The organism is Variovorax brevis (genome assembly GCF_030317105.1).
GTDB lineage: Bacteria > Pseudomonadota > Gammaproteobacteria > Burkholderiales > Burkholderiaceae_C > Variovorax > Variovorax brevis.
The window spans coordinates 1-10333 of the sequence record NZ_JASZYG010000052.1; the positions used below are offsets into that span (position 1 = coordinate 1).

The 10333-nt window shown below is 63.1% G+C and carries 8 protein-coding genes and 3 pseudogenes; 3 read left to right on the forward strand and 8 right to left on the reverse strand.

Features of this window, described 5'->3' with window-relative positions:
• Both QTI66_RS40085 and QTI66_RS38865 read right to left on the reverse strand, forming a co-directional pair.
• A pseudogene (locus QTI66_RS40085) lies at positions 1–150 on the reverse strand (IS3 family transposase); the annotation flags it as partial.
• Between the two features lie 137 nt (positions 151–287).
• Complete coding sequence (locus QTI66_RS38865; protein ID WP_286565723.1) at positions 288–668, reverse strand: helix-turn-helix domain-containing protein; 381 nt, start codon at positions 666–668, stop codon at positions 288–290.
• A 195-nt stretch (positions 669–863) separates the two neighbouring features.
• On the opposite strand from QTI66_RS38865, the pseudogene QTI66_RS38870 reads away from it, so the two are divergent.
• A pseudogene (locus tag QTI66_RS38870) lies at positions 864–2455 on the forward strand (3-(methylthio)propionyl-CoA ligase); the annotation flags it as partial.
• A pseudogene (locus QTI66_RS38875) lies at positions 2452–3141 on the forward strand (acyl-CoA dehydrogenase family protein); the annotation flags it as partial. The pseudogenes QTI66_RS38870 and QTI66_RS38875, both read left to right, overlap by 4 nt.
• A gap of 15 nt (positions 3142–3156) precedes the next feature.
• Here the strand turns inward: QTI66_RS38875 and QTI66_RS38880 are convergent.
• The 3 genes from QTI66_RS38880 to QTI66_RS38890 all read right to left on the reverse strand — a co-directional run bounded on the left by QTI66_RS38880 (position 3157) and on the right by QTI66_RS38890 (position 6892).
• Positions 3157–3984: an integrase core domain-containing protein gene (locus tag QTI66_RS38880; protein WP_286565724.1), complete on the reverse strand. Its 828-nt coding sequence runs from the start codon at positions 3982–3984 to the stop codon at positions 3157–3159.
• A gap of 1049 nt (positions 3985–5033) precedes the next feature.
• On the reverse strand, positions 5034–5330 hold the full coding sequence (locus QTI66_RS40090; RefSeq protein WP_444815101.1) for a transposase: 297 nt from the start codon (positions 5328–5330) through the stop codon (positions 5034–5036).
• 317 nt (positions 5331–5647) lie between these two features.
• Positions 5648–6892, reverse strand: coding sequence for an IS4 family transposase (locus QTI66_RS38890; protein WP_286565725.1), 1245 nt, complete (start codon positions 6890–6892; stop codon positions 5648–5650).
• A 199-nt stretch (positions 6893–7091) separates the two neighbouring features.
• On the opposite strand from QTI66_RS38890, the gene QTI66_RS38895 reads away from it, so the two are divergent.
• Positions 7092–7562 carry a hypothetical protein gene (locus QTI66_RS38895; RefSeq protein WP_286565726.1) on the forward strand — a complete coding sequence of 157 codons (471 nt, stop codon included), beginning with the start codon at positions 7092–7094 and terminating at the stop codon, positions 7560–7562.
• A 156-nt stretch (positions 7563–7718) separates the two neighbouring features.
• On the opposite strand, the gene QTI66_RS38900 is transcribed toward QTI66_RS38895, so the two are convergent.
• From QTI66_RS38900 to QTI66_RS38910, 3 genes are all read right to left on the reverse strand, one after another.
• The gene (locus QTI66_RS38900) at positions 7719–8396 is read right to left on the reverse strand and encodes a transposase (RefSeq protein WP_353506293.1); all 678 of its coding nucleotides are present in this window, start codon (positions 8394–8396) and stop codon (positions 7719–7721) included.
• Between the two features lie 589 nt (positions 8397–8985).
• Entirely contained in the window at positions 8986–9348 is a 363-nt protein-coding gene (locus tag QTI66_RS38905) for a hypothetical protein (protein WP_286565727.1), read from the reverse strand.
• An 18-nt stretch (positions 9349–9366) separates the two neighbouring features.
• Positions 9367–10333 (reverse strand): tetratricopeptide repeat protein (locus QTI66_RS38910; protein WP_286565728.1); only part of this gene is annotated, 967 nt, incomplete at its 5' end.

Consider the following 10333-nt stretch of genomic DNA (forward strand, 5'->3'; position numbering starts at 1 on the left):
GCGCACCGAGCCGAGGTAGCGTCCCTCGTCCAGCAGCGTGGCGTGCACCGCCGCTGGCGCGGTATCCACGAAGCGCTCGCTGTTGAGGGTGTCCAGCAGGATCTGGTTTTCTTGGGCGTCCAGGGCCAACGGCGGGCGAGGCCGCGCCGTGCGTTGCACCCGCGGTCCCACCAGCGCCACGCGGTGCACGCGCGCCTGCTGGCGCGCAGGTGCGCCGCGCCACAGTCCCATGGCCCGGCACGCGGCGCCAGCCCCCAAGGCTGGGGTGAGTTCCCGCACGGCCGCCATCACGTCCTCTCGCCGTTGTCGTCGAGTGTGTAGCCCCACAACGTTGCCAGTTTTTTTTGGACTTCGATCACCAACATCGCCTTGTCGAGTCGGCTCTTCAGGCGCTCGTTGTCGCGCGTGAGCTTTGCGATATGCAACGCATCGGCGCGATCGGGATCGGCCTTGGGTCCGCGCTTCTGGGGCGCCAGCGCGGCCAGATCGGCCGCCTCGCGCTGACGTCGCCATGTGCTCAAGGAAGATGCGTACACGCCTTCGCGGCGAATCAACGCGCCGATCTCGCCTGGCCTGGTGCAGCGGTCGGCCGCCTTCACGATGCGGCGCTTTTCCGCGTTGGAGAACTGCCGGCGACGCGCACGTGGAACGACCTCAGAATCGGTCACATGCGGCTTTGCGGGCGCCGCCGATTCGGGTGCATCTCCAGTCGCCCTCCGTGCTCCTTGCAATGCGCCCGAATCGGACGAACTGTTCACTGCGTGCATCGATGCCTTGGGTTGATGGTTGTTCGTCATACCTACCTCGTTGCTCACTGATCTCTCGGGGGTAGGTGTAGCAGGTCATATTGGCACAGGGGGAACCGCCATCACGGCGATGGCGAGATCGTCTCGCGCCGTGTCGAAGGCGAAATTCACCGCTACACCTGGCGCGACGTTGCATCGCGCGCCAATCAGGTGGCCAACGCGCTGGAGGCAGAGCAGCTATTTTTCAGCGACCGCGTCGCCACCTTGGCATGGAACGGCTATCGCCATCTGGAGTTGTTTACGGCGTCAGTGGCAGCGGCCGGGTGCTGCACACTATCAATCCGCGTCTGCACGCTGACCAGATCGCCTGGATCGCCAACCACGCCAAAGACCAGATCTTATGTTTCGACATGACCTTCCTGCCGCTGGTGCAGGCGGTGCATGCGCGCTGCCCCACTATTAAGAAGTGGGTTGCACTGTGCGATGCGGACAAGCTCCCTGTCGACACCGGCGTGGAAAACCTGGTGAGCTACGAAGTCTGGATGCGCAACTGTTCGACTGAATATGATTGGCCGACGTTCGATCAGAACGCGGCGTCGAGCATGTGCTACACGAGCGGCACCACCGGCAACCCGAAAGCTGCACTCTACAGCCACCGATCTACCGTGTTGCATGCGTACGCCGCGGCATTGCCCGATGTCATGGCGATCTCGGCGCGCGATTCGGTGTTGCCCGGAGTGCCGATGTTCCACGTCAATGCGTGGGGCATTCCGTATTCGGCCGCATTGGCCGGATGCAAGCTGGTGTTCCCTGGCGCGTCGATGGACGGCAAGTCGCTTTTCGAACTGATCGAATCCGAGGGCGTGACCTTTGCGGCCGGCGTGCTGACGGTCTGGCAAATGATGCTTGCCCACATGCAGGCCAACAACCTCAAGTTCTCGATGCTCAACCGCACGGTCATCGGTGGCTCGGCCTGCCCGCCGGCGATGATCCATACGTTCCAAGAGCACTACGGCGTCGAAGTGCTGCATGCATGGGGCATGACGGAGATGAGTCCGCTTGGCACGCTGTGCACGCTCAAGTACAAGCATTTGGCACTCTCGCGCGATGAACAGACCGCGATCCGCCTGAAGCAGGGCCGCGCGATGTTCGGCGTCGACATGAAGATCGTCGACGGCGACGGCAAGGAACTTCCGTGGGACGGCAAAGCCTATGGCGACCTTCTGGTGAAGGGTCCTTGGATCGTCAAAGAGTATTTCAAGAGCGAGGACGGCGATCCGCTCGTCTTTGACGAGCAGAACAGCGGCTGGTTTCCGACCGGCGACGTTGCGACCATCGATGCCGACGGCTACCTGCAGATTACCGACCGCAGCAAGGACGTCATCAAGTCCGGCGGCGAATGGATCAGTTCGATTGACATCGAGAATATTGCCGTGGCGCACCCGGCGATCGCCATGGCCGCTTGCATCGGTGTCTTCCATCCGAAGTGGGACGAGCGCCCGATCGTGGCGGTCGTCAAGAAGACGGGCGCAACAGTCACGCGAGAGGAGCTTCTCAAGTTCTACGAAGGCAAAACAGCCAAATGGCAGGTTCCCGATGACGTCGTGTTCGTCGATGCGATTCCCCTCGGCGCCACTGGAAAGATCCTCAAGACCCAACTGCGCGAACAGCTCAAGGGCTACAAGCTGCACGATGAAGGGCTGGCATGAGCTATGCTGCCCCCCTCAAGGACATGTTGTTCGACATCGAGCACCTCGCGGACATCGCGCAGGTGGCGCAGATGCCGGGCCTCGAAGACGCCGGCCTCGAAAGCGCCCGGGCCGTGCTTGAGGAATGCGCTCGCTTCAATCAAGAGGCGATCGGACCGCTGAATGTGGCGGGCGACCGCAACCTTTCTTCGTTCAAGGATAGTGCGGTGACCACCACGGCCGGCTTCAAGGAAGCCTACGCGCAGTACGTTGCTGGCGGGTGGCAGGGCCTGCAGCATCCGGTGGAGTTCGGCGGCCAGGGCCTGCCCAAGACCATCGGCGCAGCCTGCACCGAGATGCTCAACTCGGCCAACCTGAGCTTCGCGCTCTGCCCGCTCCTGACCGACGGCGCGACCGAGGCCCTGCTCACCGCCGGCTCCGACGAGCTCAAGGCCACCTACCTCGAAAAGCTGGTGAGCGGCGAGTGGACCGGCACCATGAATCTGACCGAGCCGCAGGCCGGCAGCGATCTCGCGATGGTGCGCAGCCGCGCCGAGACGCAAGGAGACGGCACCTACAAGGTCTTCGGCACCAAGATCTTCATCACCTACGGTGAGCACGACATGGCCGAAAACATCGTCCACCTCGTGCTCGCGCGCGTCACCGGCGCACCCGAGGGCGTGAAGGACATCAGCCTGTTCGTCGTTGTGCTCCGCACAATCTCATCTGCTGACGCGGGACACTGACCTTGAACGGTTGATTGGGAAAAGTGAGCGTCTCGGCGGCCAGCCATGCTCTGCTACAAGGCGGCTGTTGTCGGCACCAGAGAGTACTCGTGGTGCAATCCACCCAACACGGGCTTTGCGCGCACGCGCCCCCGGCATCCATCGATGCCGAGCTTCGGCTTGTAGTCGCCGCGCCGAGCCACGGGGAGGACCCGGCACGCCCGGGCCCAACGCGCTGTGAGGGCGTCCGCCGTTGTAGTGCGCGACCCACTCGTGAAGGATTGATCTCAAGTGCGGCTCCGATAGCGGGATCACCCAGTCCAGGCACTCGCGGCGAATCGTTCCGATGACCCGCTCACAGATGGAGTTCGCCTTCGGACTTGCGAACGGGGAGCGCAAGACTGCGAGGCCCAACGCCCGGATCGAATCGTCCAGGTGTTTCGCAAAGATGCTGTCCCGGTCATGAAGCAGATATCCGTGGCCGTCGGTGTCCGCGATCAGTTCTCTCATCTGCTGCAGCGTCCAGGCCGCGCTCGGATGCGCGGTGACATTCACGTGCATCAGTCGGCGGCTACCGTGCTCGATGACGACGAACACGTAGAGCAGTCGAAACGTCGCGGTGACGGTCACGAAGAAGTCGCACGCCAGAATCGCCTTCGCGTGGTTCTGCAGGAATGTCGACCAGCGTTCATCACCGCGAGGCTGACCTGGAGGTCGCTTGGGCAGGTACTTGCGGACCGTCCGCGGCGAGACCCGCACGCCCAGCTTGAGCAGCAACTCGTTGGCAATGCGCTCTTCGCCCCACAGCGGGTTCTCCTGTCCCATCCGCCGAATCAGCAGGCGTAGTTCGCGAGGGATCGGCGGCCGACCCGGCCGCGACTTCATCCGCCACAAGAGCCTCCATCCAGCGCGATGCCAGCGCACGATCGTGGCCGGTTTCACGACCACCACCGCATTGCGCCAGTAGAACAGACGCGTCAGAACGGCCAGACTGACTCGGGTTGCGGCATCTACGCGACGAGGCTGGACGCCCCCGCTCGACCAACATGGCCAGTTGGCGACGCAGCACAAGATTCTCGGCGCGGACGGACTCATCCGAGCGCGCCAGCAGCACCAGCCACTGCAAGGCGTCTTCAACCAGGCGGAGCACGATCTGCACGAGCATCACCATGGCACCTCATCGTGCCACGGTGTTCGGTCCAAGCCAACCATCTATCGGCGAGACAACGGACGGAATTTTTGCGGACCACAGGTCGTGGTTGTCATGGCCGCCCTGAATTTCAATAGCGCAGGTCGTACATGGTCAGCAGCGCAAAGGCCAGCAGGGCCACCAGGACGATGATGACGAAGAGCTTGAGGACCTTGTCGGGGTCGTTGTCGAAGTTCATTTCAGGGCGTCCTCCACGTGCGTCACCATCTCCCAGTTTTTTCCGTTGAGATTGTTCAAGGGAGCTCCGACGTCACTCGCATCGATGCCAATGCGCGCGAGCATGAAAAGGCGCGGGAACACGGGGCCGCAGCGATTTGCTCATCGACATAGCCGCTGTCGTCTAGCAGCACCCCCAAAAGAGGGACAACGTCTGCCGTGAAGTGTAATAAAGATGGTTCTTGGGGTAGTCGTATTTTTTCGACAAATTGACACGGTCGTCCGTCCTTCAAGGCCCTGCGAGCTGCGACCCCAAGACACGTAACCGAACACAATAAAGAGGGCGCACAAGGCCCGTGACAGGAGTAGATTCACGGCCCCGACTTCCTGGAGACTCGCCGTGTCGTCGTTTGCCCAGCGCTTCGTCGGCATGGAGGACCTGCCTGCCAGGCTTTCGAGTTCGAAGTCGAGCAAGGCTTTTGCCTGAGCAAGGACGATCTCGCTGCGATCAGCGAACGGTTCCGCCGGGACCGACGCGTTGCGGCCGCCATCCAGATGCTGATATGTCTGTGACGCGCTGCAAACGTCGACCGTAAGGATCGTCACCCTGCGCTCGCTCTACGAACGCCGCCAGATGGATAGCGTCAAGCAGCATGGCCGGTCGCTGTCGCCACTTGTAGAACGTGGCGTCGCTGATGCCCATCTTGCGGCAGATGTCGTCGACGTGCCGAGCTCCGCCTGCTTCAAGGCAAACGCAAATTTGCTCTTCTGTAAACCTGCTTCTCTTCACGGCAATGTCCCCCATCTCAACGGGTGAAAAATCATGCCGGATTTCCTACTTTTGAGCGGTCAGGTTTTCTGGGTCAGGGTCAGTTCACAATACTGTTCGTTTAGATGAAACCGCCGAGCGGATTCGAAGGCGACCAAGGTTCGGGGCGTGTTGTTCTGGTCCGTCGGGCGCTTGACCGAGGCCCGAGTGCGACTGGAGTGAAGTCGGTTGACACACGCGTCGGTGCGCTGCGGTTATGCGGGGCGTACTGTGAGTTTCGTCGCTTGACCATGCGCGGCGAGCGCTTGTCGAGCGTCCTGGTAGCGCGGGTGCTGGCGCTGGCGGCGAGCAGTTCACGAAACCATCGGAGTCTGCGTCGGGGCCGCTCTGGGGGGAAAGGCCCCGGATCGGGGCTGTGTGCGTCGCAGCAGCTCGACATGCCCCTTGAAGGACAGCTCGGCGTGAGACAGTCGGTGTCGTGTCGCGCCCTGGTGCAGCAGCCACCGGACGGCGTAGTGAGCCAGCACCCAGCCATAGAACTCCTGGCGTACCAGCTGCGGGGTCTTGCTGCGCAGCACACGCTTGCTCTGCCGCAGGTGGGTCTTGAGCTCATCGAAGACAGCCTCGATCTCCCAGCGCTGGTGGTACAGCGCAGCCAGCTCCATGGCGGGCGCGACGTTTGGGTCCAGCAGCGTGGTGAGCAACCGGTAGCGCGGCTGCGCATCATCAGCGCCCGGCATCGCGTACTCGATCACGCGCACGGGTATGGCTTGCTCCAAAGCCTGGGCTCGACCGACGCCGGCCGGCGCGATGACACTGAGATACGAGCCGTCCTCGAGCAGGGTGTGCACCGGCAGTTGTCGGGTGTCCGAGCAGCGCCACAGCAAGTGCGCGCCGGTTGCCCTCGCTTGGCGCCAGTGCTCGAATCCGTTGAAACCCCGGTCCGCCATGCAAAGCATGCCCGGTGCGAGGCGCGCCAGCAATGGCACGCAAAGCTCCCACTCACCCGTGCGGTACGGCCCGAGGTGGGCGCCCAGGATGGCGTGCGTCGCGCACTCCACCAGGACGACGCACCGCGCCTGCGGATAGCCGGCATGGCCCACCAGGCTTGTGCGACTGCCGGGGTAGCCGAACGCGGCGGCGTTGTCAGCCTCATCGGGCAATTCGAAGGTGCTGCCGTCGATCGCCACCAGCCTCAGCCCGGCGTAGAACGCCTCAGGATGGGTGTGCGCTTCGGCCAGCGGCACGCAGCACCGCTGCACGAGGTCGCCCAGCGGCGCCGCACCGATTCGAGTTCGCAGGCCACTGATGGAAGACTTGCTCACCAGCGCGGGCTCCGCTGCTGCGCTGGCCCAGGCCAATCCTTGCGCAACCACCGCGAACACTTCCTCGTAGGCAGCTTCCGGGTACAGGCTCAAGGCCATGCAGTAGTACACCCCGGCCACCGCTGGAAAGCTGCGCACACGCTGCGTGTTGCAGCCGTGCTCGTCCAGCACTGCATGCACCGTCTCGGGCGGGACAACCCGAGCGAGCAAGCTTGCCGACAGGAAGTCGCTCAGCCGGGCTCCCGAGCCCAACACCGCCTTGGTTCGTGCCATGCCCGCCACCTGCCGTCGAGTTGCGACGAAGGCGATTGTAGCCCAGAATCATCTAAACGAACAGTATTGGGTCAGTTCAGCCTAACAGACCTGTTAGTTGTCAGAGGCGGCATAGGCGCCCAGGATCTGGTGCATGGGGTACATGGGGTGCATGGGTGCATCACCTTTTTCCACTCGCGCTGGCTGAAGGGTTCCTGCCATGCCTACCATCAAACTCTCGGCTGAAAACTACGCACGATGGAAGACCTTCTTCGTGTGCTACGCAGAGTGGTTCATTCCGGAAATTCAAAAGAGCAAGAATCCTGAGGATCCTCCCTTGTCCTTTCTGGAGGGAATCGAGAAGACCCTTCATTCGAAGGAGGGCCTGCAAGTGGCCATCCATCGCATCGTCGAGATGACATCGGACTGGACGACCGACCAAGTCGACGAAGCCGACGCCTGGTTCGCCGCGGCTGGCGCCTTCACCCTGAGCGAGATCCGGCGGCGCTACTCGAAGAAGTATTTTCGGGTGCTCAAGCGCGGCGCGATCCGCTCCCAGACGGAGTATGACCTGGTCAAGGGCATCGTGGAGGCAGGCGGCATCGAGCCGGGGGCGAAGGAAGAGGCGAAGCTGCGAGGCATGCTCGCTGCTTTCGAAGCGCGGCTTGTGGCCTCGTTGGAAGAAAAATAAAATCCGCCGCCAGCGGCCCCATAGCCGTCAACCGATACACGGATACGTGTTTGAGCCGGGCGATGCGGCTCGATGCACAGCTTGCGCAACGCCACCGCTTGGCCCACGCGAGGCGCGCTTCATTCACGCGAGCCGGCGCCCCCTGCCCCTCAGGGGTCAATCGTCGATGTGGAAGGCCGGAATCATCCCGGGACGGGTGATCTGGCAAGGAAAAGCGCTGCACAAGACAACCCGTGGTTCCAGCAGGTGCGTAGCGATACCGGTGCGGGGACTACACGAGCGGCAGGTGGTTTGTCTTCCGTGCGATGTCTTGGCGTGAGCCATGGGGGTTCGCACGGCGCCTCCGGCCGTCGCGAACCCAACATCTGTGACGAATGGCTGATTACAGGAAAATTTTCGCTGCAGCAATAGTGCCCACCGATCTCGCATTCGAGCGATCAGGGCATTGAGATCGGTGCGAGTCAATTTCCACTCGAAGGGGCGCGCGATGCTCTCGAAGTAGCGCTCGAAGTCCGCCAGCCGCTGAGCGACTGCCTGCAGACAAGGGAAGTCGTTCGGGGTGAGCACCTTGCGTTGCACGATGGAGAAGTAGATCTCGATCTGGTTGAGCCAACTGGCGTGCACGGGCCCGTGCACCGGAACCAATCGGGGATGGGCATGCGTGAGGCGCTGCACGGACGCATCGCCACGATGCGAGGAGCCGTTGTCCGTGACCCAGAAAATGCGCCGCGCGGTGTCGTAGGGTGGTTGGCTCATGACCTGATCGACCAGTCGCTCGAAAGGTGCGATGCCAGTGGCCGCTTCACAGCGGCCGAACGCCTTGGCGCGATGCACATCTAACGCTGCCGTGAAGTGTAATAAAGATGCGACCGTTGCGATCTCACAAAACTCAATGAAATCAGCTATTTAGCGGGAGTCCAAAGGGCTGCGGTCGCAACATTACGCCTTTTTTTTTGGTACTAAAGTTGCGACCGTGTTCATGAAAGTAGTAATTTTGAATCCACACTTGGGTTTCGCACGGTCGCATCTTTACTTCCGCCGACCGCCCTGCCCATGCGGACGGTCCGCGCAGCACTGCTATCAACTTCTGGGTCCCCCTTCGCAATGCGCGACCGGCGAGTTCTGGTTTATCGAGGCCAGGAAGCGATCGAAGACGATGCCAATGCGTCGTTGCAGGACTCCCCTACCCTGCCCGCAATTCGCGATAGGCATAGCGTGATACAACGCGCACAGAATATCGTTGGACGGGATCGTTGCGCGATCATCGCGCACACTAGACCGCGGTCGCATCTTTACTACGCAAAGGACGCAGCTTTTCTACACTTCACGGCGGCCGCGCGGTTGGCGGCGCCGTCGAGGAAGTGATCCGTGCGCGCTGAGCCAATGTCATGCGCCTGCTCGCCACAGGGCTTGCCGCACGGTGTCATTGCGGATCCGGCATCGAGCCTCCGGCGGGCAGCACGATGGTCGCGCGTCCATCCGGGGAAGTGACCGTGTCTGAATCATCCGCGGGTGGCGGCGCGCCGTTCTGGATCACTACCGTCGAACGGCCGTCGGGCGATGTCTCGTCCGCGAAGCGCGAACCACCGCTGGCGCGCGCCTGGTCCAGGGCAATGCCTGCGTCGCGCACGCATGCATCGCGCTCCGGGCGCGCCAGGTCCCCGCTGTTGCAGATGGCGATCTGCTGTTCGTAGCGACGCTGCGCTGCAACCGACTGCGCCAGCGCGGGCGCGCTGGCCTGCAGGGCGGCGCAGGCGATCAGGAGCAAGGTTCGATCAAAGGCCATGATGCGGATCCCCTGCCCTCAATGAAACTTCAGATCGCTGCCCCAACGCTCGCGCGCCTTCGCCAGCAAGTCGGCCGCCGCCTGCGGTGATCCCGCGCCGATGGCCGTCGAATACGCCAGCTGCCAGGCCCGCAGCGTCGGTCGATTCGCGAGATTGATCCGGGCCAGCTCGAAGGCCCTTGCCGGGTCATTGCCGCTGGCGAGATAGAACGCCGCGCCATGGTCTGCAAAGGCAAGCAGGCGGGATTCAAGCAGCCCGTCGAATCCGGCCCGCGCAGCTTGCAGTTGCATCTGCGCCTGCGCCGGGCTGCCCGTCGCGGCCATCACCTCGGCCAAGCGCCATCGCACCTCCGGATCACTCGCGGAGAGCGCGGGCCGCAGCAGCGATTCCGCAGCCTGGAACTGGCCGTCGCGCAGGTGGATCTCGGCCAGGTGCACGCGTGCCTTCACATAGCCCGGCAGGTACGCGATGGCCAGGGCATACCACTGCGCGGCCCGTTGGGGCTGGGGCACGGGAACCTGCTCTCCCCACAGCACACCCAGTTGAAAGCACGCCCAGGCCACGGCGAAGGGCGAAGCATCGCGGTAGCCCGCCAGGGCCTGCTGGTAGATGCGGTCCGCTTCGTCGTAGCCGCCCAGGTCCACCAGCGTTGCGGCCAGCGGCACCAGGTCTTCCAGCCGCCCTGAGCGTTCGGCAACCCTTCGACGCTCCTCCAGCACGACATCGAGCCGGGTTCCGCGTGCCTGGTCGATGCCCAGCAACAGGCGGCTGGCATCGGGCTTCAAGGCGCCGCGTGCGCCCGCTTGCATCAGCAGCGCGCTGGCTTCGGAAAAGCGATGCGTGGCGGACGCCACCTGCGCGCTGACAAGCACGGTTCGCGGCGCGTGGGCGTCGAGTTCAGCAAGCTGCCTGACCAACGCATCGAGACGATCGTACGCGGCCAGATCGCCGAGAAATTGCGCCGCCATCTGCTCCTGCCCGACG

Bases quoted from the DNA above. Each gene is read 5' to 3' on its own strand.
- QTI66_RS38880 (WP_286565724.1), bottom strand. From the start codon at position 3,984: ATGGGACAGGAGAACCCGCTGTGGGGCGAAGAGCGCATTGCCAACGAG.
- QTI66_RS40090 (WP_444815101.1), bottom strand. From the start codon at position 5,330: ATGGGGGACATTGCCGTGAAGAGAAGCAGGTTTACAGAAGAGCAAATT.
- QTI66_RS38890 (WP_286565725.1), bottom strand. From the start codon at position 6,892: ATGGCACGAACCAAGGCGGTGTTGGGCTCGGGAGCCCGGCTGAGCGAC.
- QTI66_RS38895 (WP_286565726.1), top strand. From the start codon at position 7,092: ATGCCTACCATCAAACTCTCGGCTGAAAACTACGCACGATGGAAGACC.
- QTI66_RS38905 (WP_286565727.1), bottom strand. From the start codon at position 9,348: ATGGCCTTTGATCGAACCTTGCTCCTGATCGCCTGCGCCGCCCTGCAG.